This is a genomic window from Bacillus sp. EU55, from assembly GCF_038005925.1.
In the GTDB taxonomy this organism is placed as follows: domain Bacteria; phylum Bacillota; class Bacilli; order Bacillales; family Bacillaceae; genus Bacillus; species Bacillus velezensis.
This window is the reverse complement of sequence record NZ_JBBOUE010000001.1, coordinates 556,490-578,932: the sequence shown is the minus strand read 5'-3', so window position 1 is coordinate 578,932 and position 22,443 is coordinate 556,490. Positions and strand designations below refer to the sequence as shown.

The 22,443-nt window shown below is 43.8% G+C and carries 26 protein-coding genes and 1 pseudogene; 13 read left to right on the top strand and 14 right to left on the bottom strand.

Features of this window, described 5'->3' with window-relative positions; translation table 11 throughout:
* Window positions 1-26: 26 nt before the first annotated feature.
* Window positions 27-323 carry a hypothetical protein gene (locus NYE50_RS03030; protein ID WP_172869000.1) on the bottom strand — a complete coding sequence of 99 codons (297 nt, stop codon included), beginning with the start codon at window positions 321-323 and terminating at the stop codon, window positions 27-29.
* 146 nt (window positions 324-469) lie between these two features.
* Between NYE50_RS03030 and NYE50_RS03025 the strand changes: the two genes are divergently transcribed.
* The 5 genes from NYE50_RS03025 to NYE50_RS03005 are packed head-to-tail and all read left to right on the top strand — an operon-like array spanning window position 470 to window position 2,788.
* Complete coding sequence (locus tag NYE50_RS03025) at window positions 470-715, top strand: spore gernimation protein GerQ (RefSeq protein ID WP_172869003.1); 246 nt, start codon at window positions 470-472, stop codon at window positions 713-715.
* Between the two features lie 17 nt (window positions 716-732).
* On the top strand, window positions 733-1,101 hold the full coding sequence (locus NYE50_RS03020) for a spore coat protein (protein ID WP_015416918.1): 369 nt from the start codon (window positions 733-735) through the stop codon (window positions 1,099-1,101).
* A gap of 18 nt (window positions 1,102-1,119) precedes the next feature.
* The gene (locus NYE50_RS03015) at window positions 1,120-2,256 is read left to right on the top strand and encodes a zinc-dependent alcohol dehydrogenase (protein ID WP_014417028.1); all 1,137 of its coding nucleotides are present in this window, start codon (window positions 1,120-1,122) and stop codon (window positions 2,254-2,256) included.
* An 18-nt stretch (window positions 2,257-2,274) separates the two neighbouring features.
* Window positions 2,275-2,481: a hypothetical protein gene (locus tag NYE50_RS03010; RefSeq protein WP_014417027.1), complete on the top strand. Its 207-nt coding sequence runs from the start codon at window positions 2,275-2,277 to the stop codon at window positions 2,479-2,481.
* A gap of 7 nt (window positions 2,482-2,488) precedes the next feature.
* The gene (locus NYE50_RS03005; protein ID WP_172869005.1) at window positions 2,489-2,788 is read left to right on the top strand and encodes a spore coat protein; all 300 of its coding nucleotides are present in this window, start codon (window positions 2,489-2,491) and stop codon (window positions 2,786-2,788) included.
* A gap of 65 nt (window positions 2,789-2,853) precedes the next feature.
* Here NYE50_RS03005 and pdxR (NYE50_RS03000) read toward each other — a convergent pair whose 3' ends face one another.
* Window positions 2,854-4,242 (bottom strand): MocR-like pyridoxine biosynthesis transcription factor PdxR, encoded by a 1,389-nt coding sequence (gene pdxR / locus NYE50_RS03000; RefSeq protein ID WP_021495035.1) that lies wholly within the window; start codon window positions 4,240-4,242, stop codon window positions 2,854-2,856.
* Window positions 4,243-4,368: 126 nt separating this feature from the next.
* Between pdxR (NYE50_RS03000) and NYE50_RS02995 the strand changes: the two genes are divergently transcribed.
* Complete coding sequence (locus NYE50_RS02995; protein ID WP_172869008.1) at window positions 4,369-5,253, top strand: DMT family transporter; 885 nt, start codon at window positions 4,369-4,371, stop codon at window positions 5,251-5,253.
* A 77-nt stretch (window positions 5,254-5,330) separates the two neighbouring features.
* Here the strand turns inward: NYE50_RS02995 and NYE50_RS02990 are convergent, their stop codons facing one another.
* Window positions 5,331-5,909: a TetR/AcrR family transcriptional regulator gene (locus NYE50_RS02990; protein ID WP_172869010.1), complete on the bottom strand. Its 579-nt coding sequence runs from the start codon at window positions 5,907-5,909 to the stop codon at window positions 5,331-5,333.
* 256 nt (window positions 5,910-6,165) lie between these two features.
* Here NYE50_RS02990 and NYE50_RS02985 point away from each other — a divergent pair, with 256 nt between their 5' ends.
* Window positions 6,166-7,356, top strand: coding sequence for an MFS transporter (locus NYE50_RS02985; RefSeq protein WP_003156076.1), 1,191 nt, complete (start codon window positions 6,166-6,168; stop codon window positions 7,354-7,356).
* Between the two features lie 226 nt (window positions 7,357-7,582).
* Window positions 7,583-7,945: a hypothetical protein gene (locus NYE50_RS02980; RefSeq protein WP_003156079.1), complete on the top strand. Its 363-nt coding sequence runs from the start codon at window positions 7,583-7,585 to the stop codon at window positions 7,943-7,945.
* A gap of 48 nt (window positions 7,946-7,993) precedes the next feature.
* On the opposite strand, the gene NYE50_RS02975 is transcribed toward NYE50_RS02980, so the two are convergent.
* Window positions 7,994-8,614, bottom strand: a complete 621-nt coding sequence (locus tag NYE50_RS02975; RefSeq protein ID WP_044053038.1) for an FMN-binding negative transcriptional regulator — start codon at window positions 8,612-8,614, stop codon at window positions 7,994-7,996.
* 118 nt (window positions 8,615-8,732) lie between these two features.
* Here NYE50_RS02975 and pdxR (NYE50_RS02970) point away from each other — a divergent pair, with 118 nt between their 5' ends.
* On the top strand, window positions 8,733-10,115 hold the full coding sequence (pdxR, locus tag NYE50_RS02970; protein WP_069473168.1) for a MocR-like pyridoxine biosynthesis transcription factor PdxR: 1,383 nt from the start codon (window positions 8,733-8,735) through the stop codon (window positions 10,113-10,115).
* 37 nt (window positions 10,116-10,152) lie between these two features.
* Here pdxR (NYE50_RS02970) and NYE50_RS02965 read toward each other — a convergent pair whose 3' ends face one another.
* Window positions 10,153-11,442: a Na+/H+ antiporter NhaC family protein gene (locus NYE50_RS02965; protein ID WP_003156086.1), complete on the bottom strand. Its 1,290-nt coding sequence runs from the start codon at window positions 11,440-11,442 to the stop codon at window positions 10,153-10,155.
* A gap of 222 nt (window positions 11,443-11,664) precedes the next feature.
* On the bottom strand, window positions 11,665-12,069 hold the full coding sequence (locus NYE50_RS02960) for a MerR family transcriptional regulator (RefSeq protein ID WP_014304432.1): 405 nt from the start codon (window positions 12,067-12,069) through the stop codon (window positions 11,665-11,667).
* A gap of 159 nt (window positions 12,070-12,228) precedes the next feature.
* On the opposite strand from NYE50_RS02960, the gene NYE50_RS02955 reads away from it, so the two are divergent.
* Complete coding sequence (locus NYE50_RS02955) at window positions 12,229-13,278, top strand: NAD(P)-dependent alcohol dehydrogenase (RefSeq protein ID WP_043866863.1); 1,050 nt, start codon at window positions 12,229-12,231, stop codon at window positions 13,276-13,278.
* Between the two features lie 58 nt (window positions 13,279-13,336).
* Here NYE50_RS02955 and NYE50_RS02950 read toward each other — a convergent pair whose 3' ends face one another.
* The 5 genes from NYE50_RS02950 to NYE50_RS02930 form a co-directional block, all read right to left on the bottom strand.
* Entirely contained in the window at window positions 13,337-14,299 is a 963-nt protein-coding gene (locus NYE50_RS02950; RefSeq protein WP_224988672.1) for an arsenic resistance protein, read from the bottom strand.
* Window positions 14,300-14,411: 112 nt separating this feature from the next.
* Window positions 14,412-14,795: a hypothetical protein gene (locus tag NYE50_RS02945; RefSeq protein ID WP_015239247.1), complete on the bottom strand. Its 384-nt coding sequence runs from the start codon at window positions 14,793-14,795 to the stop codon at window positions 14,412-14,414.
* A 108-nt stretch (window positions 14,796-14,903) separates the two neighbouring features.
* Window positions 14,904-15,953 carry a Cfr family 23S rRNA (adenine(2503)-C(8))-methyltransferase gene (locus NYE50_RS02940; RefSeq protein WP_172869014.1) on the bottom strand — a complete coding sequence of 350 codons (1,050 nt, stop codon included), beginning with the start codon at window positions 15,951-15,953 and terminating at the stop codon, window positions 14,904-14,906.
* A gap of 150 nt (window positions 15,954-16,103) precedes the next feature.
* Window positions 16,104-16,307, bottom strand: a complete 204-nt coding sequence (locus tag NYE50_RS02935) for a hypothetical protein (RefSeq protein ID WP_017419194.1) — start codon at window positions 16,305-16,307, stop codon at window positions 16,104-16,106.
* Between the two features lie 143 nt (window positions 16,308-16,450).
* On the bottom strand, window positions 16,451-17,287 hold the full coding sequence (locus tag NYE50_RS02930) for a dihydrodipicolinate synthase family protein (protein WP_172869017.1): 837 nt from the start codon (window positions 17,285-17,287) through the stop codon (window positions 16,451-16,453).
* Window positions 17,288-17,486: 199 nt separating this feature from the next.
* On the opposite strand from NYE50_RS02930, the gene NYE50_RS02925 reads away from it, so the two are divergent.
* Window positions 17,487-18,014 (top strand): DinB family protein, encoded by a 528-nt coding sequence (locus NYE50_RS02925; protein ID WP_224988668.1) that lies wholly within the window; start codon window positions 17,487-17,489, stop codon window positions 18,012-18,014.
* A gap of 246 nt (window positions 18,015-18,260) precedes the next feature.
* On the opposite strand, the gene NYE50_RS02920 is transcribed toward NYE50_RS02925, so the two are convergent.
* The gene (locus tag NYE50_RS02920; protein ID WP_172869019.1) at window positions 18,261-18,794 is read right to left on the bottom strand and encodes a cupin domain-containing protein; all 534 of its coding nucleotides are present in this window, start codon (window positions 18,792-18,794) and stop codon (window positions 18,261-18,263) included.
* Between the two features lie 272 nt (window positions 18,795-19,066).
* Between NYE50_RS02920 and NYE50_RS02915 the strand changes: the two genes are divergently transcribed.
* On the top strand, window positions 19,067-19,699 hold the full coding sequence (locus tag NYE50_RS02915) for a hypothetical protein (RefSeq protein WP_172869021.1): 633 nt from the start codon (window positions 19,067-19,069) through the stop codon (window positions 19,697-19,699).
* Window positions 19,700-19,787: 88 nt separating this feature from the next.
* On the opposite strand, the gene NYE50_RS02910 is transcribed toward NYE50_RS02915, so the two are convergent.
* Window positions 19,788-20,825, bottom strand: a complete 1,038-nt coding sequence (locus NYE50_RS02910) for a flavin-containing monooxygenase (protein ID WP_172869023.1) — start codon at window positions 20,823-20,825, stop codon at window positions 19,788-19,790.
* 62 nt (window positions 20,826-20,887) lie between these two features.
* Complete coding sequence (locus NYE50_RS02905; protein ID WP_172869025.1) at window positions 20,888-21,826, bottom strand: cation diffusion facilitator family transporter; 939 nt, start codon at window positions 21,824-21,826, stop codon at window positions 20,888-20,890.
* Between the two features lie 192 nt (window positions 21,827-22,018).
* On the opposite strand from NYE50_RS02905, the pseudogene NYE50_RS02900 reads away from it, so the two are divergent.
* Window positions 22,019-22,426, top strand: a pseudogene (locus tag NYE50_RS02900) (VOC family protein).
* Window positions 22,427-22,443 lie beyond the last annotated feature (17 nt).

The following is a 22,443-nucleotide window of genomic DNA, read 5'->3' as shown; positions in this document are numbered from 1 at the left end:
GCCGACCGGCCTCACGAGGTTTTATTCTATTTGTCATCATACCATATGTGCCTTCTTCTCACCTTCCCCTTCTGTCCCTGCATGACGGGTGAAAGAAAAAACAGCCTGCGGGATTGTTCGCAAGCTGTTTTTGCGGGATTGATTATATTCGGGCTTGCGTTCGGCTCATTGATCGGCCTGTTAAGCGCCAGCCGGATGATCTCGCGGAAGGGAACCAGGTTCGTTGCCCCGGTCAGCGTTCTGTTTGTTATCAGCGCAGGTGCTTTTGCCGCTTTCAAAAGAATCGTATTTGCCGACTTATCATTTTCGGCATATTTTGACAAGAGGAAGCGATTGTGCTTCCTCTTTTTTTTGATGCACTGTCAGGCTTTTTCACCGCTTTTTCTTACAAACAAAATTTGTAAGACTAGACCTCTTTTCTCAGGGGAAATTAACTACGTATTTCTACAAAGGGAGGTTTCAGACGATTATGGATAAGCGTGAATTAGCGGCTCACGAGTCGCTGGACTTACATGAAATCATTAACTTCAAGACGCTTTGTGTCGCGAAATCCAAGCTCATGCAAGGGCTTGTGTTTGATCAGGATCTGAAAACGTTAATGGAAAAAGACGTTCAGCAAGCCTCTCAAGACCTGGCTGATCTGCAGGCGGTTTATGAACGGGCAATGTTTCAGGCTCCCGTTCCTCAAAACCGGCCGACTTCGATCATCAATTGAAAGGAAGGTAAGCATCATTGAATCATGACCATTTAGATCCGATCAATTCATTACATGTCCCTGAACTTGCGGATATGACATTCGCAATGGATTTTCTCATACGCGCCAAAGAAGGCGTCAGAAATACCGCCGTTGCTTTAACAGAAACCGCTTCACCTGATGTAAGAGCTTTGCTGCGCAAACAGCTCATGCAGGGAATCACGATGCATCAGGAGATAACAGACTTGATGGTCAGCAAAAAGTGGTTTCACCCGCATGATCTGAGCGAACAGTATAAATTGGATCAGCTCTCTGCGAAAAATACCCTCATGGTCGGAAATATGAATCTGTTTCCCGTTGAAACGAACAGAAAAGGGATGTTTGACCGCACACCTGATGAACACTAACACTGGAGGTATTACAGCATGAAGGCCGTAACGTATCAAGGAGTGAAAAACGTCGTTGTCAAAGACGTGCCTGATCCGAAGATTGAAAAACACGATGACATGATTATAAAAGTCACAAGTACGGCAATTTGCGGATCAGATTTACATTTAATCCACGGACTCATCCCGAATTTGCAGGAAGACTACATCATCGGCCATGAACCGATGGGCATCGTGGAAGAAACCGGTCCCGGCGTGACGAAAGTCAAAAAAGGGGACCGTGTCATTATTCCTTTTAATATCGCCTGCGGAGAATGCGTTTATTGCAAAAATCACCTGGAAAGCCAATGTGATCAATCAAATGAGAACGGCGATATAGGCGCTTATTTCGGCTATTCAGGAAATGCCGGCGGCTATCCGGGAGGCCAGGCCGAATATTTGCGCGTTCCATTTGCGAACTTTACCCACTTTAAAGTTCCCGAAACATGCGAAGAACCGGATGAGAAACTGAGTGTTATTTCCGATGCGATGACAACCGGCTTTTGGAGCGTCGACAATGCCGGCGTAAAAGAAGGCGATACAGTTATCGTTCTCGGCTGCGGGCCCGTGGGCCTTTTCGCTCAAAAATTCTGCTGGTTAAAGGGAGCGAAACGCGTAATAGCCGTAGACTATGTCAACTACCGTCTCCAGCATGCGAAACGGACGAATAAAGTAGAAATCGTGAACTTCGAAGACCACGAAAATACAGGCAGCTACCTGAAGGAAATCACCAAAGGCGGCGCCGACGTTGTCATTGACGCCGTCGGCATGGACGGAAAAATGACGGATCTCGAGTTCCTCGCCAGCGGATTAAAACTTCAGGGCGGGGCGATGAGCGCATTGGTCATCGCGTCCCAAGCGGTGCGAAAAGGGGGAACAATCCAGATTACGGGTGTGTACGGCGGCAGATACAACGGGTTTCCCCTTGGCGATATCATGCAGCGGAACGTCAATATCCGATCAGGACAAGCTCCGGTCATCCACTATATGCCGTATATGTTTGAATTGGTGTCAACCGGCAAAATTGATCCAGGCGATGTTGTAAGCCATGTCATTCCGCTCAGTGAAGCGAAGCACGGCTATGAGATGTTTGACACGAAAACAGATGATTGTATTAAAGTTGTACTCAAACCTTAAAGAACGGAGGCTACAGAAATGGCCAGCGCCTTACATGAATTACTCGAAATTCAGGAGATGGCTTCTTTTAAGTCACTTTGTCTGACGAAATCCAAAACCATGAAAGCGCTCGTATCCGATCCGCAGCTGAAAGAAATCATGCAGCAGGATGTGGATACATCAACAAGGCAATTGCAGGAATTTGCCTCGATTTTATCTGATGCACAGCATGAAATGAGGAGATGAATCACGAATGAATCCGATTATTGAATACTTGACGGGAATGAATGCACTGACAGACCAAATTGTCGCAATGGATTTATTGAATTCGGCAAAAAGCGGTGTCAGAAACTATGCGATGGCGGCGACGGAAGCCGGAACGCCTGAAGTGAAAGCGATCCTCACCTGGCACTTAGAAGAAGCCCTTGACATGCACGAGCAAATCTCACGCTATATGATGGAAAAAGGCTGGTATCACCCGTGGAACACAAATGAACAAGTCCGGCTCAATTTGCAAAATATTGATACGGCGCTCCGCCTGCCCGTCCTATAAATCGTTTTGCTGCTGAGACTGCACCCCTGACTCAAGCTTCAGTATTTCAAACTGTGAGCTGCCTTTTACAGCGCCCAGGCGGCTCTCAGTTTTTTTATACCTTCTTGTATATTGGTTTCAGAAACCCCCGCGAAACCGAGAGAAACTGTTTTTTCAGGGAGCTGTTTTTGATAGGTGAGAGACACGGGATAGATTTTGACTCCTTGTTCCTCCGCCTTTTCAATCAGCTCTTTTTCACTGAAAGGCAGCTGAACGTCAAGTAAAATCCGCAGCCCGGAATTTTCTCCGCGAATCCTGACGTATTGTCCCAGCTCGCGCCGCACGGCCTCTAATAATACCGCTCTTTTTTTCCGGTACAGCTTTCTCATTCTGTTAATATGTTTCTGCCACTCTCCGCTTTTGATAAATTGAGCCAGCGTCAGCTGACTGTGGCAGGAGACGGTCTGCTTATATAAAGAAGCGATTTCCCTGCCTTTTTCGATAAGCGGCAAAGGAAGAATCATATAGCTGATGCGCAGCGAAGGAAGCAGAGATTGGGAAAACGTTCCCATATAAATAACACGGTGATGCTGATCAAGCCCTTGCAATGATGGGATCGGCTGGCCGGTGTATCGGAATTCACCGTCATAATCATCTTCTATAATGAACGATTGATGTTCCTTCGCCCATTTCAGCAGCTGAATCCTTCTGTTTACCGGCATAATCATTCCTAACGTAAATTGATGAGAAGGCGTGACATATACAAGACGCGGCCGCTCTTCATTCAGCTTCCGGATACAGACTCCTTCATTATCGACGGGTATCGGAATGATCTTCATGTGATTGGCTTTAAAAATCTCCCTCGCTCTCGGATAACCCGGATCTTCATATCCGATGGATAGATTTGCTTCAAATATTTTGCACAGCATTTGCAAAAGAGCAGGGTTCCCGGCGCCGACTATCACTTGTTCAGGACGGCAATTCACGCCGCGCGACTGATATAAGTATTCTGAAATGAGCGTTCTCAGTTCAAGCTCGCCCAAATCATCCCCGGGCCGATACAGCTCGTGCCCATATTGATCTAAGCTTGCAACCATGCTTTTGCGCCATGCCGAAAAAGGAAAATGAGCGGCATCCACAGTGCCGTAGTGAAAATCAATCCATTGGCGGTCTTCCTTCGCCTTTGTTTGAACAGGCGAAGCGCCCGGCTTTTTCACATAGACGGCGTCCGAGTCATAATCGGCAAACCATCCGCTTCTCGGCTTACTGACAATATAGCCTTCGGCGGCAAGCTGTTCATAGGCACGCTCCACAGTCGTCTGACTGACGGAAAGCTGACTTGACAAAAGCCTTTTTGAAGGAAGCTTCAGTCCTTTAGGAATACGGCCCTGATGCATATTTTCCTTAAAATGCCGATAAAGCTGCTGATAAAGCGGAATATCCAGATCTCTATTTAAAAATGGCGTGATATCCATTTTTATTCCCTCCAAACTGGCATTCTTCTTTTTATAAAAACTGGCCATTTGTATAAGGCCAATTTCAGTTTATAGTCATTATAAACTTTGAAAATGGGTTTAGAAATATATATTGGAGTGATTGGAATGAATAAGGCCGCAAACGGCTGGATTAACGGATTTATCGGCGTGCTCATTTTCAGCGGCTCGCTTCCCGCGACCCGCTTGGCTGTAGCGGACTTTGATCCGGTATTTCTCACCGTATGCCGCGCCGCGATAGCCGGTATATTGGCAGGCGCTCTGCTCCTGATTTTTCAGGAGAAACGCCCTGCCAAAAGCGACATCATTTCATTAATAACAGTAGCGCTCGGCGTCGTGATCGGTTTCCCGCTGCTTACAGCATTAGCGCTTCAGCATGTCACATCCGCTCATGCCATTGTCTACATCGGGCTTCTCCCGCTTGCGACGGCGATCTTCGGCGTACTGCGAGGAGGCGAACGGCCCAGACCGGTCTTTTGGATTTTCTCGGCTGCCGGCAGCATCCTCGTAGCCGGATATGCTCTGCTGCAAGGAGGGGAATCCTCTCCGCTCGGTGATACGTACATGATCGCTTCGATTATCGTGTGCGGTCTCGGTTATGCCGAAGGCGCCCGCCTCTCCCGGCGGCTTGGCAACTGGCAGGTGATCTCTTGGGCTCTCGTTTTATCGCTTCCCCTTATGTTCATCCTGTCTTTCTGCTTCATGCCGGACTCATGGTCAAACATCGGCGCGCCCGCACTGCTCAGTCTTGCATATGTCTCAATATTCAGCATGCTGATCGGCTTCGTATTCTGGTATCGCGGACTCGCCCAGGGAGGCATCGCCGCGGTCGGACAGCTGCAGCTTCTGCAGCCTTTCTTCGGACTGTTACTGGCCGCCATGATTCTCCATGAAAAAGCAGGATGGGAACTTGCGGCGGTGAATGTCGGCGTTATCGCTTGCGTGGCGGCCGCCCGGCAGTTCGCAAATCAATCAGAAAAGGCCGAACAATGAACTTGTTCGGCCTTTTCATTATATTCGGCCCGTAGGCAGCAGAAGTCTGTATCTCTTTCACATGATCCGGCTATTTTTCAGGCAGGCTGAACTCCCTTAAACGCACTCATCACCAGATCATGCACATAGGAATCATTCACCTCATCACCTGTAATAAGCAGACGATAGAAAATCGGTCCGTAAATGAGATCGATGCTTACATCAATATCAAGATTCTCTCTTAATTCACCTTTTTGAATTCCCTTTTCCAGAAGGCCTTTCGCTTGGAGGCGGCGGGGCTGGAAAAATCGCGTGCGATATTCTTCCGCCAATTTTGCATCCAGCTGCCCCGCACCGATTAATTCCTTAATAACGGTTCCTTCCCGGCTCGTCAAAAACCTTGCTAAATTCGCGGCGTGGGTCAATATATCTTGCACTGTTGATCCTGTATCGGGCACAGGCAGTCTGTCCGTAGCGGTCGAAAGAAAGCTGTCCATGATAACGGCAGCCTTGTTTGACCACCATTTATAAATCGTTGCCTTACTCACTTTGGCACGCTCTGCAATTTTATCGACTGTCACCGCGTCAAAGCCATTTTCCAACAATAGGTCATAGGCAGCAGAAAGAATCGCCTTATGTGTTCCTTCATCACGCGGCCGTCCTCGTTTACTCTGCACATGAATCATTCCTTCCCGAATTATAAACGATACGTTCAGTATACTTAACCTGTATAAAAAAAGAAAACAGAAACCCATTTACAAAACTGAACGTTTAGTATATCATTTGCTTATAATAAAACTAAACGTTCAGTTTATAAAATAACTTGAGGGAAGTCTTGATGAAATGCAGACTCCAAAAGCCTCTGCGTAAAGGAGATGAATCAGCAAAATATGTATCAAACCTCATAAAATCATTAAAAAGGAGTTCATTCATATGGCTAAAGAAAATAAACAAACAGCGGATCAGGGGATTTCAACTGGTTTAACCCTTCTTCTCGCAACGGCATGCGGTATCATTGTCGCTAATCTTTATTATGCACAGCCCTTGGCAGGATTCATCAGTGCGGCAATCGGGCTTTCTCCAAGCAGTGCCGGACTGATTGTCACGCTGACCCAAATCGGATACGTTGCCGGCTTACTGTTTCTTGTCCCTTTGGGAGACATTGTCGAAAACAAAAAACTTGTCGTGGTATCGCTCCTTCTAAGCGCAGCCGCTTTGACACTGACAGCATGTGTGAAGCATGGAACACTGTTTTTAGCCGCTGCGTTTTTCATCGGACTGGGATCAATCGCGGCCCAAGTGCTAGTTCCGTTCGCATCATACCTTGCGCCAGACGCCGCACGCGGCCGGGTTGTCGGCAATGTGATGAGCGGCCTGCTGCTCGGTATTATGCTTTCACGTCCGATATCCAGCCTGGTCGCTGATATATGGGGGTGGAATGCCATATTTGCTTTATCCGCCGCGTTAAGTGTTGTCCTGGCAATCGTCTTATCAAAAGTGCTTCCTGCCAGAAAACCAACAGCAAACACAAGCTACACCGTCTTACTCGGTTCAATGTGGAAGCTGCTGCGCACGACTCCGGTCTTACGCCGCCGTGCCATTTATCATGCGTTTGTATTTGGAGCTTTCAGCTTATTCTGGACGACTGTACCTTTACTATTGTCCGGTCCTGCTTTTCATTTTTCTCAAAAGGCAATCGCGCTGTACGCATTAGCGGGCATTGCGGGTGCAGCGGCTGCACCGATAGGCGGCCGTCTGGCTGATCGCGGCTTAACCCGGCTTGCCACCGGAATCGCTCTCGGTGTTGTCATCGTTTCTTTATTACTCCCGCTCATGATTCAGAGCAGCTCTCCCGTCGGAATAGCAGTTCTGGTGGCCGCAGCTATCCTGTTGGATATGGGGGTATCTGCCAATCTCGTACTCAGTCAGCGTGCCATTTTTTCGTTGGCACCTGAATTCCGCAGCCGATTAAACGGATTATTTATGGCAATCTTCTTTCTGGGCGGCGCTATAGGATCATCAATCGGAGGATGGGCATACGCCTCAGGCGGGTGGAGTATCACATTATGGATTGGAATCGCTTTTCCGGTCATAGCATTGCTTTATTTCACCACGGAGAAATAAGCCTTTCACCAAAAATAAGCCGTCAGGACCAAGCTGACAGCTTTTTTTGGGGTGTATTCTTCTTTACATCCATCCGAACAAAACATCCGGATTCATGAAAAGATGATATTGATTCTTTACGCCCCGCTCATATAGACGGGCGCATGCCCGCTGCCGATTCTTTCAGCAGCGGTAAAACCATGTCATAATATGTTTAGAAATAATTGTCCATAGGCAGGTGAAACACATGAAGAAGTATTTATATAAACACCTTTTTTTAGCTCTCGTTTCGTCCGTTTGCTTTTTATTGGTCTTTTATGTGGGTTTAAAAATGACACAGGAAGACACACCCCCGTTGTCTTCTTACCCGTTTTACCTTTTTATTTATCTTTACATAGCAGCCGGATATTTGACGGTCGGCCTTGTTTCAGCCTGTATGACTGATATCTTGAAAAACCGCTGGACATTGAGTAAAACGTCTTCCATTCTATTGAAACTTATCGTTTACTTACTCATACCGTATGCTATTTTTCATTCTTTCTTCATTTTAATGGCGCCTTTGATTTATGTGCTGTTCGAGTCGTTATTCATCCTGAGAAAAGCTTCATAATCAGAAAAAAACATACCGCATGCTGCCGGTATGTTTTTAACATGCTTGTCAGTTTTTTGCGGTGATTCGTTTGATGTTTTCTTCCATCAAGCCGGAAATGAGCTGTTCGTTTGTATGAGGAATCTGTTTGAGCTGTTGTACAACCAGCCCTTGTCTTGCGGCTGAATGATTTTGACTAAGCTTCGCCTGTCCCTCTATTTTGCTGATTTTGATTTTAAAACCTTTTACCCCTTTGTTCATGCCTGCCAGCAATTTCGCATCGACATCCTCTAATTTGTACGGGCTGTCGGGGCTTTCGTATTTCAATACGAGATCACTCATCGACTGCACGGTTTCTTCCTCATCCAAAAGCTCCGCCTCTCCGTAAACATGAACCGCCACATAATTCCATGTGGGAACAGCCTGATTCGTCTCATACCATTTAGGCGAGATATAACAATGAGGCCCTTGAAAAACGGCTAATACGTTTTGGCCATCAATCTCTTTCCATTGGGGGTTCGGCAATGCAAAATGACCGTATAAGCATTCGTTACCCTTACTCATCATCAATGGCAGGTGGGTTGCATACGGCATGCCTTCCGCCGTTGAAAACAATGCTGCGAAACCATACTCTTTGATTACATCGCACGCTTCAGCTTCACTCAGCTGAAATGGAGCGGGAATATACATACAAAACTCTCCTCTCTGAACATGGACTGATAAAGCGCTTTCCGCTATAATAAAATATCAACTGACATTTAAAAAGATACAGTTTCAAATAAATACACATGTCAGAGGAGAACATCTGATGAAAAATTTGATTTTCGCTTTCAGAAGCGGCACCCCGAAATACAAACAAATTTACGAGCAATTTAAAACATTGATTGAGCAAGGAAATATTCAGGCAGATGAGCGGCTGCCATCCATTCGCGAGCTGGCGGATTCCCTGCGGGTAAGCCGCAATACAACGCTGATGGCTTATGATCTTCTTTTAGCGGAGGGATACATTCGCGGGGAAACGCGCAAAGGTTATTTTGCAAATGAAGTAGAACCTTCTTTATTTCAAAAAGAAAACGATGTTGTTTACGCTAAGAAAACCGAATCAACTCAGCCGGCCCTGATTGATTTTCGCGCTGGAGCCGTCGATCAAAAGCATTTTCCTCTGAAAACATGGAGAAAATTATACAATCAAGTTTTGGCATCAGAGAAAAGCTTTCTGTACGGTGAACCGTTCGGCGAGAGAAACCTGCGTGAACAAATTGCCGCTTATCTCTTGGAATCACGCGGAGTGAAAACAGATGCGGATTCGGTTATCATCGGCAGCAGCACCCAGCAGATGCTGATATATCTCAGCCGGATTCTGAAAGAGGATTTTTCCGGAATTATCGTTGAAGACCCTGGGTTTGACGGTGCCAGAGCGGCATTTCAATTTCACGGGCTATCTCTGGAAACGATGCCTGTCTATGAAAACGGAGCTGATTTTTCTCAATTGCATGCAATGAAAGAAAAATTAATCTATGTGACCCCATCCCATCACAGCCCTTACGGCGTAAGCATGTCCATTCAGCAGCGCCAAACACTGATCAATTGGGTGAATCATAGAGAGGGTTATATTCTTGAAGATGATTATGACAGTGAATTCCGTTATACACAGCAGCCGTTTCCCGCTCTTGCTTCCATTCAATCAGACCGGGTGATTTATTTAGGGAATTTCTCAAAATCCTTTCTACCGGGCATCCGCATAAGCTATATGGTTTTGCCGCAGCGCCTTTTGCACCGGTATAAAAAACGGTTTATTCATTTCGAAAGCACCGCTTCTTCGCTTAACCAGCTGACCATGGCTGAATTGATGAAGGCCGGTGAATGGACCCGCCATATTAAGCGCATGCGCACTGTCTACAAGCGTAAGATGCAGCACTTGACTTCACATATCAAGCAGCAGTTCGGCGAGCAAGTGACGATCATCGGCGAGCAGTCGGGATTGTATATATTGGTGAGAGTTCACCTGAACTATACAGAAGAAACATTAATCGAACGCGCTTTTCAGTACGGAGTGAAGGTATATCCTACCGCTGTTTATTTCGTTGCCGGAAAGCCCGAACCGCCGATCATAAAGTTAGGTTTCGCCCATCTCGATACGGATCAGATCACACAGGGCGTACAGCTTTTGAGAAATGCTTGGCTGTCATGAAAGAAAAAAGGCGCCGAACGGCGCCTTTTTTTATCTTTTATTTCGTATTTCTTGTGAATTTCGGCAGTCCAAATATAATGGCGGCGATGCCGCAGATTCCGATTAAAACGGGATAGAAAGAGTATGGCAGGATGCTGACGGGTGAAATATTCCCGAATTTCCCGGCTGATAACAGCTGCGCGCCGTAAGGAATCAATCCTTGTATCATACACGAAAAGATATCCAGAATACTTGCCGATTTTCTGTTGTCGATGTTGAATTTATCAGCAATATTCTTTGCAATCGGCCCGGCTGCGATAATCGAGATCGTATTATTGGCCGCAGCCAGATTCGTCACGCTGACCAATCCGGCAATGCCGGCTTCGGCGCCTTTTTTGGAACGGATTCGTTTCGTGATGAACTCCAGTAAAAAGTCGATCCCGCCGTTTTGTTTCATCACACCGACCATTCCGCCGATCAGCATGGACAGGATGATAAGGTCGCTCATTCCGGCAACTCCATCCGTAATCGCTTTAAAATAAGAATCAAACGTCAGGCTCCCGCCCGCCAATCCGATGATTCCCGTCAAAACCAATCCGCCGAATATGACAGCCATCACATTAATACCGATTAACGCAAAAACTAACACGGCGACATAAGGAAGCACCTTAATCCAGCTGTAAGATGCAGCATCCGTATGGAGGGCGTGGCCTGCCGGAATAAAAAATAAGATAATAACAGTCACAATGGCAGCGGGCAAAACAATCAGAAAGTTCGTTTTGAATTTATCCCTCATTTGTGTTTTTTGCGTCCGGACTGCCGCAATGGTCGTATCTGAAATAAAAGAAAGATTATCTCCGAACATAGCTCCCCCGACCACAGCCGCAATCGGTATCGCGCTGGAGATGCCAAGCTCTCCGCTCAAACCGGCGCTGATCGGCGCAACCGCCGCAATCGTGCCCATTGATGTTCCCATCGATATAGAAATGAAACAAGCAATGATAAACAGCCCCGGCAGCAAAAACTGCTGCGGAATAATGCTCAAAGCAAGATTGACAGTTGAATGCACCGCTCCCATCGCCTCAGCCGCTGAAGCAAAGGCACCTGCCAATATAAAAATCATAACCATAATGATAATATCAGGATGTCCCGCACCGGAAGCGAACCATTCTATTTTTTGATTGAGCGATTTCTTCCGGTTAAATAACAGCGCAAAAGCTGACGCAATGATCGCGGCAATCAAGATCGGCAATTTATAAAAATCTCCGGTCACCAGACCAGAGCCGACAAAAAGCCCTACGAATAAGACTAAAGGCAATAACGCCCAAGGGTTCTTTTTATTGTTCATCTGGGTAAACCACCTCTTTTCAGCATTAAAGTCGCTATCACAGTCTAAGCAACATTTCACACTTTAAAAGTCTGCAGTAAAAAAGTCAAGCTGAAAAAAGGATAAGTAATGATTGATAAGATAGAAAAAGCTGTTTTGTTTCCTCTCTTTAGAAAATAAAAAAACCAAGGCTCGTTTCCCTTGGTACATTTCATGCGGCCCGGCGCCCGGGACACCTTCTCTTCATTCAGAAATACATTCAGCTTTCAATCTGTTTTTAAGTTTCGCTTCATTTTCCAGGATATCTTCGTAATCCTCAATCTTCCTGTTTAATCGTTTTATGGTTTCATCAATTTCCCTCTGTTTCTCCGTCAGCCTTTTCCTTTCATTTATAAGGATGTTTTTTCGGGGTTCGATCGTATGATCGGCTCCTTCAATAAATAAAGCGGTATATTCAATCAGAGCCTCAATCGACAGCCCGGCACTTCTCATGCATTTTATAAATTGAATCCAATTCACATCACCTTCGTCATAATCGCGGATGCCGCTTTCATCGCGTTTTACCGGAGGAATCAGTCCTATACCTTCATAATACCTAAGCGTCGCGGCTGATAACTCAACCTGCTTTGCAGCCTGCGCAATCTTCATATTCTTACCACCCATCCTTCATACCTTTCATAAGCGTGCCATTATAGAATATCATTTCATAAAAAAATAGACCAAACCCCTTGACTTAAAGTCCGCTTTAACATTTAAAGTAAAACCGAACAGAGGATTCATCACTTTATCTTGGAAAGGAAGATAACCATGTGCAATAATCATCCGACTCGTGTATTAAGCGCTCCGCATGCCAAAGCTAAATTTGAGCGGACGGCGATTGAGAGAAGAGCATTACGGCCGCACGATATCCTGATTGATATTAAGTACAGCGGGATTTGTCACTCAGACATCCACAGTGCATTCGATGAATGGGGCGGCGGAATCTTTCCGATGGTTCCCGGGCACGAAATTGCCGGAGTTGTGGAAGCCGTGGGTGAAGAAGTCACCACATTTGCCGCCGGCGACCGTGTGGGTGTCGGCTGTTTTGTAGACTCCTGCGGGGAATGTGAATACTGCCTGAACGGAGACGAACAATATTGCACAAAAGGCGTTGTTCAGACCTATAATAACCTGGACTACGACGGAAACCCTACGTACGGAGGCTACAGCCAGAAAATAGTTGTCACTGACAGATTCGTTGTCCGTATTCCCGATCAGCTGGATTTGGATGCTGCCAGTCCGCTATTGTGCGCGGGCATTACCACCTATTCTCCGCTGAAACACTGGAATGCCGGTCACGGCAAAAAAGTGGCGATTGTCGGAATGGGCGGGCTCGGACATTTAGCCGTTCAATTCGCGCACGCTTTGGGCGCAGAGGTCACCGTCCTCAGCCGCTCAATGAACAAAAAAGACGAAGCGCTTGAATTTGGAGCCGATCATTACTTTGCGACAAGCGATCCGGATACATTTACTGAGCTGGCCGGACGATTTGATCTTATTTTAAATACAGTATCCGCGAACCTTGACGTAGATGCCTACTTATCCCTGCTTCGCATTGACGGTACATTGGTAAATGTGGGAGCGCCCGCTAAGCCGGACTCATACAGTGTGTTCTCCTTAATCACGGGCCGCCGCAGCATTGCGGGTTCACTCGTCGGCGGTATTCCGCAGACTCAGGAGATGCTTGATTTCGCCGCCGAGCACGGCATTGCTCCTAAAATTGAAGTGATACCGGCCGATCAAGTCGACGAAGCGTACGAACGGGTTCTCCAAAGCGATGTCCGCTACCGTTTCGTTATTGATATTGCAACTTTATAATTCTCATAAAAAACATACCAATATCTATTGGTATGTTTTTTTCAGCGCAGATTATTTTTTATTTCAGCAGCCATCCGGGCACCGCTTTGATATAAACCAATTCACCGATCAGCTCAACAATCGTCTGTGTGACGATAACAGCAGCGGCTAATGAGGCCCAAGCATCCGGCAGAGCCAGCGCTAACGGAAGGACTGCGAGAGAATTCCTTGTGCCCGTGCTGAAGATCAATGCTCTTCCTTCACCTGTATCCAGACGGAACGCATATGCGATAAAACGGGAGACAAACGGCATCATGAGCAGGAATAACAGATAAATCGGAATTACGCGTATAATGACCTCAAAATCACTGTATACCTTGCCGATTTGTGTGGCAACGACCGCCAGCAATACGAGAGCCATAAAAGGAACAGGCAGCCAGGCCGTCCACTCTAACATCTTTTCTCCAGCCGGCTTCTTATCAGCCCACAATTGTGTCATCACTGCCGCCAGCAGCGGCCCCGCTATTAAACATAAGAATGCTTCCACAAACGGTCCCGCATGAACAGCCCCTATCACTTCTTTCCCGATAAACAGCCACAGGTATAACGGAAGCAATACCATCTGAACGGCGAACAAAACCGGCGTGGAAGCCAATATTAATCTCTCATTTCCTTTGCCGAGCTGAGTAAAGACGATGACGTAATCAATACAAGGTGTAAGCAATACCAAACAAACCCCTAATAATATAGGAGGAGATTGAGGAAAAATGGCGGTTAACACCCATACAACGACAGGTACAGCTAAGAAATTACCGATCAGTAAAGCCGCCATAAACTTGAGGTTTGACAAGGCTTCCCTCAGCTTCAAGAATGGGATTTGGGCAAACATGGCATACATGAGAACAGCGATAAACGGTGATATCGTCCATCCCCAGCGAAGTCCTGAATCTTTCCCGGCGATCCCCGCTATTCCTCCGATCACAAGAGTCACACCATATATCCAAATTTGCTGTTTTTCTAATGTCTCTCTGGTTATTTTCATTGGCTGACACCTCTTCCCCGCCCATTATACCTTCTTTTCTGCCGGAATTAAAAAACACCAAGGGTCTGTGACACTTGGTGTTTTCAGGACGTGTTATTGTTGTCAAAACCGCTTACGAAAGCTTATTTGTGTTCTCTGTCCTGCCAACGAATAAGGTGACCGCAACACTGGCTGAACTGACCAAAGTTCCCAGGACGGCAGCAAGAATTGTCAAAAAGCCATTGGGGATCAGAAATCCAATCGGAATGAGCCCCGCAAACGTGAGGACGATAAAACATTGATAGACTCCGGATATGATTCTCACAACCAAGCTGCCAAAAAAGGACATGACGAATGGCGGAATGAACAAACATAAGATGATTCCGAGCGAGATCAATAAAATCATAGGCTCGTCAAAAGAAATGACACGATCGCCGGGAGACTCTTCAGCAGCCGCGAATACAGCAAATATAGACATTATCAGCGTAAGAAAAACAAGAAAAAACCTTTTCAGCAACGTTATGACTCCTTTTTTATAAAAACGGGTATCTTTTTTTCAATCACGATAACCATTTTATGTTATCAAATGAAATAATATGAAGTCAAACCGAGTTCTGCACCTGATTTATCGGTTCTTATTTTTTTGATAATTTCCATATAATTGTCCGCAAGCAGCATCTATATCAATGCCAAATTGACTTCTGACGGTCACGTTAATTCCTGCTGACTTTAATTTTTTATAGAAGTTTACAACTTGTTTCTCATTTACTTCTTCAAATCTCATAGGTGAACTAACAGTCGGGTTATATCTAATGATGTTTACATGGAACAAGTTCCCTCTCTTATATCTGCTTCTTAAAAGATTTACTACTTCATTCGCATGATCAATAGAATCATTAACTCCCGGCAGCATAATATAAGCAATATAAACTTTTCTTGAGGTCACACGTATATGCTCATCTAATGTGTCCATTACCTCTAATAACGGGTAGCGTTCATTAATCGGCATTAACTTGCTTCGCTGTTCATTAAAAGGAGAATGTAATGAAAACGTCAGGTTGACCTGCGGATAATCCTGAGTGATTTTTTTAATGCCCGGAATAATACCTATGGTCGAAATAGATAACCTGCGAGGGCTTAAAGCAAACAACTCCGGATTTGTAAGCACATGTAAAGCATCAAAAACTTGTACATTCGCTAATGCTTCTCCCATTCCCATAAAAGAAATACTGTCAATTGAATGTCCTTTTAAGTGAAAGTACAAAATTTGGTCAGTCATTTCATCTGATGTTAAGCTGCGTTTTAAACCAATATCTCCTGTTGCACAAAATGTACAGCCAAAATGACAGCCGCACTGCGAGGATATACAAAATGACTCCCAGCCAGCTTTATATTTCATATTGACCGTTTCTATTTTTTCGTCTCCTGAAATTTCAAATAAGACTTTTGTTACTTGCTCAGAATGCTGCACTTTTAAAGCAGCAATATTTAAAATTGACTCTCCAAACTCATTCATTAACAATTTTCTCAAGGATTTAGGAAGAACCGTTATTTCATTAAAATGATTTATTCTCCCTTTGAACACAGCATTTTTGATTTGATTCATTCTAAAATCAGGAAACTTATTTTGTTTCAGGAACTCTTGAATTCTTATATACTTGTTTTTTTGTTGCATGTTTTCTCATCCTTCCATAAAACTCTGGTTTGTTTGAGTAAATAGAAGGGAGTGATCATCTAACCTTTTTTTAAAATCAGGCACAAAAAAACACCGACACAATTATCGGTGTTACGCTTAAATAACATCATGCACAAATAAACAAGGACATTATGTCATTGGATTATCGTTTATTTGACATAGAGAAAAAGCACCGATAACTGTTTTTGTATGATGATTTGGCTTAAAAAAGGACAGACTGCTCCCTTTATCCGCCAAGATGTTTCCAATTTTTGCATTTTCACCATACAAAATTCCATAAATCGTTATCATCGCTTTCACCTCTTTCTTGTCAATATTAGCAATAATCACCATATCATAAGGGTTCCCTTATGTAAAGTTAAACAAATGCTTACGCCTCCGCTAATGACAGTATTATATAACTTGCTTATTAAGCCTAATCCAAGTACAGAAAGCGCGCTGATCACATGTTTCACTTATCCGCGACGGAACATTTCTTATATAATGGGTGACCGGCAGCTGCCTGCTTGAATCCCAATCTTCTTATAGTGATTTTTTATATTCATGACAGTATGATGATTTGTCACTTCAGCAATCAGATCGTTTATTCGATCCAGATTAATCGGTTTATTTTCTGATAAGCTGTTGAAGCTTTCTCTGATTTCTTCAGGATAGACATTTCCGGCCATGCTTGACAGGCCGTTACACCCGTTACTCAGCATCTTCGGAAATTCAACGTCTCCTGCCGCAAACAAAATAAAGTGATCAGGGAACTCTGTTTGTTTATGACGCAGAACGTCTCCTCCTTCTTTCAGCCCCCTTATCCCGGGATGCCGGCTTATTAAGTCTTTAAGCGCTTTCTCACTCAGATTAAAACCGGTCCGGCCGGGGTTATTATAAAGCACAGCCTCTTTAGAGGTATGACTGAGAAGTTCGTCAACGTAATAAACGGCTTGCTGCTGTGTCGGTCTTATATCAGGAGGAAAAACAATCCGTACAGAATCAATATTGGTTTTCTCGATGTGTTTCATCAGTTTGACGGCATCACTGGTTCTTACGGCTGAAACCCCGAATATCAGTTCAACATCTTCAAATTTTCGCTGATTAACATACTCAATGATCTGAAGACGCTCATCTATGCTGAGTGAATGCTGTTCACCAATCGTGCCGCATATGAGTAACGAATGGATACCGCTGTTTTTCAAATGTTCGACAATAGGATCAAATCCTGCTGAATATAAACGTTCATCTTCATGAAAAGGCGTAGGGATAGCAATAAAATTTGCATGAGAATGACCTCCAAGTACTATTCTTGAATATCTGCAGAGTATCATATAACACTGTCTGACATTTAAAAAAGTACAGTTTCAGATAACTCAACATGTCAGATGTAAAGGCTGACACACAAAAAAGGCAGGCAAAGAGAGCCTGCTTCATCGCTTCATCCTATAGCGATTCATTCTCTGGATTGCTTGACAAATAAGAGTAATAAGGCAAACTAAATATAAAAATTGTACTAATGAGGTGGGATTTATGATTTTAGATTTAAAAGGTGAACCGCACATGGATCATCTTGTGGGAATGCTGTATTCTGCCGTTAATGAAAATTACAGCCGCTTAATATCCATTGTGTCAGACATGTCACAGCAGGAGATTGATTATAAAGGACCAAATCAAACATACAATAGTACAGCTCAGCTAATAAGACACTTAGCATATGTTGATCTCAACTGGATATTCAGAATAAAGGGTGAACCAATACCAAAGCAGCTTGAAGAGAAGTATGGACCAATGTTAGATCAGAACAATAAGATCCCTTTCATTTCCGGTGTTTCATTAAAACAAATTCTCACTGATTATGAAGAAGTATTCAGCATGTTTAAGTCTGTTTGTTATCAATTAACTGACGATCAGCTGAATCATACAGCAGATTATGAGGCAGAAAAACAAGCAACCATTCAATGGGGAATATGGCATATGGCAGACCATAATAGATATCATCAAGCTCATATTCATCAGCTTCGCAAATGGTATGAAGAGAAACAGAAACTTGGCAGTTAAAGCCGCTTATTAGGAGGAGCAAGGATAAATTCATTACAAATGTCTATTTTCACTGACTGCCAATCAATTAAAATGGTCAGACAAAAAACCACATTTGCTGTTGAAAAGTTGTGGAATAAAGCATCGCATCAACTGCACTATGACAAGCTGAAACGTTAATATTTTGTGTTTCAGCCTTTTCATCATGCTGTCCCAATACCATTTTTTTATAGTCTTTGCAGCAGTAAAGTCCTCTGGAATCCTATACTAATCTTCCGCAGCCGCTGCATCGGCCTTTGTCACATGAACTGTACCAAACGGATGGTTAGGAGGAGCATAAATTGAATACAGTTTTAACGGCGTATTACCCGTATTCACAACATTGTGCCAAGTGCCGGCAGGGACAACAATGGCAAAGTCATCATAGACATTTCTTTGGAAAGTTAAATGTTCCTTGCTCTTACCCATTTTAACGATCCCCCGGCCTTGCTCAATCCGTAAGAATTGATCTACGTGGGGGTGGATTTCCAAACCGATATCTTCTCCAATGCCGATACTCATTAAAGTAATTTGAAAATGTTTTCCCGTCCATAGGGCCGTACGGAACGTATTGTTTTGTTTTGCGGCTTTATTGATATTCACGACAAATGGTTTTGGTCCATAATCTTTCAAGAGAAGGTTTCTATCTTCGTATGAAGGATTATAGTTATTTGGAACAGTCCAATAAACAGATCTTCCATCGCTATACATCGGTACATTCACACAATAATAACATTGATGCGAAAAAGGTATATAATACATTTTTCATCCCCGCAATTTTAAATTTTTGTGATATTATCCTATGCGTTTTGTAATGAGAGTGTGCCGCACTAAGAAATTCCCTTGTTCAGCCTAAAAGACTTAAGTTAGCAGAAACGTTTTGGCCACAAAATCCGTTTGCATAAAAAATACCAACTGAATATGCGCGGACTAAAATAGTTGCACTGATGGATTCATTTAGGCACATGCCCTTATCAAAAACAATCTGGGTGCATATCCTGCTCCTAAAAGTCATTCATAAAGGGAGTTTAGATATGTATTATTATTATCCGTATTATGTATATGATTACAGACAGCAGCCTGATTTAAGTCAGGCAAATCATAAAATGCGAAGCCATTTATCTGCGATTCAACAAATTCCAATACACTCATCCTCCTTTCAACAATCAATGGCTGCGGTAGTGAAACACTTGCAGGCTGTCAGCAGAGCACTCGCTCTGGGATGCGGTATGAGTTCAGAATTCAGATTTCTTCCAGACACTTGGGGATTACGAGAACTTCATACTGTACACGCAAAATATCTTACTCCGTTGAGCTATCACGTTTATTCCGCTTTAGGCGCAGCAGAGCTTCTCGCCTCCGGACAAGGCCGGGCTCCTCATTTTCCTCTTATGGTAGGCTGCATGAACTCGATACTTCGTCTATGGTCAAACTTCCCCGCAGCGATAGCAGACCTGAGAAGAGCAGCCGGTCACCAATACGAGTCATCTGTAGACGAGGCGGAAAATCTCCTAAGACCAATGGTTCCAGCCACACAACAGGCATTATCCATCAGTCAATCTGCAGTGAGTCCGGCTATTTGGCAGGCTTCCTTACGTGCCGCGCAGTTAGCTCGGGAGGTACGTCAGAATGTTGCACAATCAATGAGTCAGGGATCTTCTTATTAATGATTTTTTCGGCTTTACACAGTCACATAACCGGACTTATTCAACACAAAAAAGAGCAGTAAACACGTAAGTTACTGCTCTCCTCTGTCTATCCGCCGTTCATTTGTTTTACAATGTATTCAGCATCATTTCCTACACCTTGAAGCAGCGCTGAACCTCGCCTATGCTGCCAAGGCAAACCAATAAAATACAATCCTTCCACAGCTGAAACACCCCGGTGATGTATAATTCGGCCTTCCTTATCCAAAACACCTTCTATTTTCATCCAACAAAGCGGATTCTTAAAACCAGTTGCCCAAATGATATTGTTTACTTCTAATGAAGATGAATCTTTAAAAATGATTTCATTTTGCTTTCCGGCTATGACTCTTTGTTTTAAGGTGATCTTCTTCTGTCTTATTGCATGTTTTAATTCATACCCAAATATGGGGTCGCCTTTCTTCTGAATGAACTTGCCTAATATTGATGTATGACTTGCATGTAAAACTCCTAATTTATCAAACCACCAAAAGATGCTTCTTTTTCCAATCCATAAAGGGAAATAAGCCGGTTTATTACTGCAAGCCAAATATGTAACTCTTTCTTTGGATAATTCAACAGCTATCTGAGCCCCGCTATTCCCGCCGCCAACTACCAGTACATTCCCAGGCGCCAGTTGTTTTGAATGTTTATATTGTGAAGAATGTAATTGATGAATATGATCGGCTACATCCCTTGATATTGATGGAATGTTAGGGGTATGAAAAGGACCTGCGGCCATCACAAGATTCTTCGTTTGATATTCTTCCCGGTTTGTTTTTATTAAGAAATAGTTGTTTAATTTTTGGACACTTATTACTTCTGTCCGTAATTGGATCGGGATTTCAAATCTTTTAACATATTTTTTCAGATAAGCAGCAATTTCATTTTTTGAAGGGAGTCCATGCTTGTCTCCTTCAAGCGGCATTCCAGGCAAAGAGCTGTACATTCGAGAAGTAAATAAAACCAATGAGTCATACCGGTTTTTCCAGCTTTCTCCTGCTTCATGACTTTTATCCAAAATGATAAACTTTTGTTTCGACTTCTTTAGATAATATCCTACTGAGATTCCTGCCTGACCGGCTCCGATTACTATCGTGTCGTACATATGAATCCCCCCTCCGGTTTTATCTTAATTGTCAGCAGACAAGTGAGTCCCTATTTCCTCCTTTAATGATGATGATGATGGTCACGCGGATTCTCAGTTTGGGCCTGACAAAGAATCGTATTGTCGTGATTATGCGCTGCTGTTTCCATTTGAATGGTTACATGTGTAATGCCTTTGTCTACAAGTTCATGTTCAATTTTGCGTAAAATACTTTCGCTTTCAGAAATGGTCAGCTGATCGTTAACAACAGCGTGGCAGGAAAGAGCATTCAATCCGCTTGTGATAGACCATATGTGCAAATCATGAATGCTTTGAATTCCTTCTGTCTCTTCAATTGTATGAATGATGTCAGTGACATCGATATTTTCCGGAGTTCCTTCCATTAATACGTGAATGGAGTCTTTCGTCACATGGTAACCGCTTCTCAGAACAAGAATAGCCACAATGACACTGGCCGCTGGATCTGCCCAGCTCCACCCGAAGAAGATGATAAGGATCGCAGCCAGTATGGCACCTACAGATCCGAGCATGTCACTTATCACATGTAAGTAAGCCCCTCTTATGTTCAGGTTATTCTTTGTATCTCCGCCGTTCAGCATAATCCAAGCGACCAATATATTTACAGCTAACCCGATGATACTAATCGTCAGCATGCCGGTTGTTGCTACCTCCGGCGGATGAGAGAAACGTTTGATTGCTTCATAAATGATATAAAGGGAAATCAATATTAATGCAACACCGTTTATCACAGCTGCGAGAATCTCAAATCGTTTGTAGCCGAATGTCTTATGATGACTTGCCTTTTTTTCGGCCAATTTAAAAGCAATCAGAGCAACCATTAATGAGATCGAGTCACTCAGCATATGGCCTGCATCTGACAAAAGCGCTAAACTATTGGTTAAAAATCCGCCTATCGCTTCTATTATCATATAACCTGTAATTATGATAAAAGAGATCAATAAAAGCTTCTTATTGGATCCGCCAGCGTGATTGTGACCCATAAAAATCTCCTCCTTATCTCATACACTGCATTTATTATTTCTTTTCTGTTATGAAGCATTCTAACATGGACACAAAAATAACCATATATGATTATGTGCTCATATAAGAATATATAGGTTCTTTACTGAAATGTCAAAATCTTTTCAATGAAAATGTCCAATACTTTATATTGCTCTTAATCAATGATTGCTATGAAGCCGCGGATTACAGTAATTACTTTAGGCGCAGACAATTTAGAAAAATCGCTTCACTTCTATCGAGATGGCTTGGGTCTGCCTACAGAGGGAATAGCCGGTACAGAATTTGAACATGATGCAGTTGCCTTTTTTGACTTACAAACGGGACTGAAACTTGCCCTTTGGGACCGCAAAGACATCGCACATGAATCAAACATTACGTTAACTGCGCCAAGCCCTGCAGAATTTACATGAGGACATAATGTTGGCAGTAAAGCTGAAGCCGATAAAGCCATGGAACAGGCAAAACAGGCAGGAGCAACGATAACTGACCCCGCTCATGATACTTTTTGGGGCGGATACGCCGGTCACTTCCAAGACCCCGATGGACACTTATGGGAAATCGTTTGGAATCCGCATTGAGATATAAGTGAATAACT

What these genes read in the sequence shown, in the direction of transcription:
- NYE50_RS03010 (WP_014417027.1), top strand. Translation starts at nt 2,275, where the DNA reads ATGGCCAGCGCCTTACATGAATTACTCGAAATTCAGGAGATGGCTTCT.
- NYE50_RS03025 (WP_172869003.1), top strand. Translation starts at nt 470, where the DNA reads ATGGATAAGCGTGAATTAGCGGCTCACGAGTCGCTGGACTTACATGAA.
- NYE50_RS02960 (WP_014304432.1), bottom strand. Translation starts at nt 12,069, where the DNA reads ATGAAGATTGCGCAGGCTGCAAAGCAGGTTGAGTTATCAGCCGCGACG.
- NYE50_RS02950 (WP_224988672.1), bottom strand. Translation starts at nt 14,299, where the DNA reads ATGAAAATAACCAGAGAGACATTAGAAAAACAGCAAATTTGGATATAT.
- NYE50_RS02935 (WP_017419194.1), bottom strand. Translation starts at nt 16,307, where the DNA reads ATGGTGATTATTGCTAATATTGACAAGAAAGAGGTGAAAGCGATGATA.
- pdxR (WP_069473168.1), top strand. Translation starts at nt 8,733, where the DNA reads ATGAAAAATTTGATTTTCGCTTTCAGAAGCGGCACCCCGAAATACAAA.
- NYE50_RS02940 (WP_172869014.1), bottom strand. Translation starts at nt 15,953, where the DNA reads ATGCAACAAAAAAACAAGTATATAAGAATTCAAGAGTTCCTGAAACAA.
- NYE50_RS02910 (WP_172869023.1), bottom strand. Translation starts at nt 20,825, where the DNA reads ATGTACGACACGATAGTAATCGGAGCCGGTCAGGCAGGAATCTCAGTA.
- NYE50_RS02930 (WP_172869017.1), bottom strand. Translation starts at nt 17,287, where the DNA reads ATGATACTCTGCAGATATTCAAGAATAGTACTTGGAGGTCATTCTCAT.
- pdxR (WP_021495035.1), bottom strand. Translation starts at nt 4,242, where the DNA reads ATGGATATCACGCCATTTTTAAATAGAGATCTGGATATTCCGCTTTAT.
- NYE50_RS02955 (WP_043866863.1), top strand. Translation starts at nt 12,229, where the DNA reads ATGTGCAATAATCATCCGACTCGTGTATTAAGCGCTCCGCATGCCAAA.
- NYE50_RS02980 (WP_003156079.1), top strand. Translation starts at nt 7,583, where the DNA reads ATGAAGAAGTATTTATATAAACACCTTTTTTTAGCTCTCGTTTCGTCC.
- NYE50_RS02920 (WP_172869019.1), bottom strand. Translation starts at nt 18,794, where the DNA reads ATGTATTATATACCTTTTTCGCATCAATGTTATTATTGTGTGAATGTA.
- NYE50_RS03015 (WP_014417028.1), top strand. Translation starts at nt 1,120, where the DNA reads ATGAAGGCCGTAACGTATCAAGGAGTGAAAAACGTCGTTGTCAAAGAC.
- NYE50_RS03005 (WP_172869005.1), top strand. Translation starts at nt 2,489, where the DNA reads ATGAATCCGATTATTGAATACTTGACGGGAATGAATGCACTGACAGAC.
- NYE50_RS02925 (WP_224988668.1), top strand. Translation starts at nt 17,487, where the DNA reads ATGATTTTAGATTTAAAAGGTGAACCGCACATGGATCATCTTGTGGGA.
- NYE50_RS02905 (WP_172869025.1), bottom strand. Translation starts at nt 21,826, where the DNA reads ATGGGTCACAATCACGCTGGCGGATCCAATAAGAAGCTTTTATTGATC.
- NYE50_RS02995 (WP_172869008.1), top strand. Translation starts at nt 4,369, where the DNA reads ATGAATAAGGCCGCAAACGGCTGGATTAACGGATTTATCGGCGTGCTC.
- NYE50_RS02915 (WP_172869021.1), top strand. Translation starts at nt 19,067, where the DNA reads ATGTATTATTATTATCCGTATTATGTATATGATTACAGACAGCAGCCT.
- NYE50_RS02985 (WP_003156076.1), top strand. Translation starts at nt 6,166, where the DNA reads ATGGCTAAAGAAAATAAACAAACAGCGGATCAGGGGATTTCAACTGGT.
- NYE50_RS02975 (WP_044053038.1), bottom strand. Translation starts at nt 8,614, where the DNA reads ATGTATATTCCCGCTCCATTTCAGCTGAGTGAAGCTGAAGCGTGCGAT.
- NYE50_RS02965 (WP_003156086.1), bottom strand. Translation starts at nt 11,442, where the DNA reads ATGAACAATAAAAAGAACCCTTGGGCGTTATTGCCTTTAGTCTTATTC.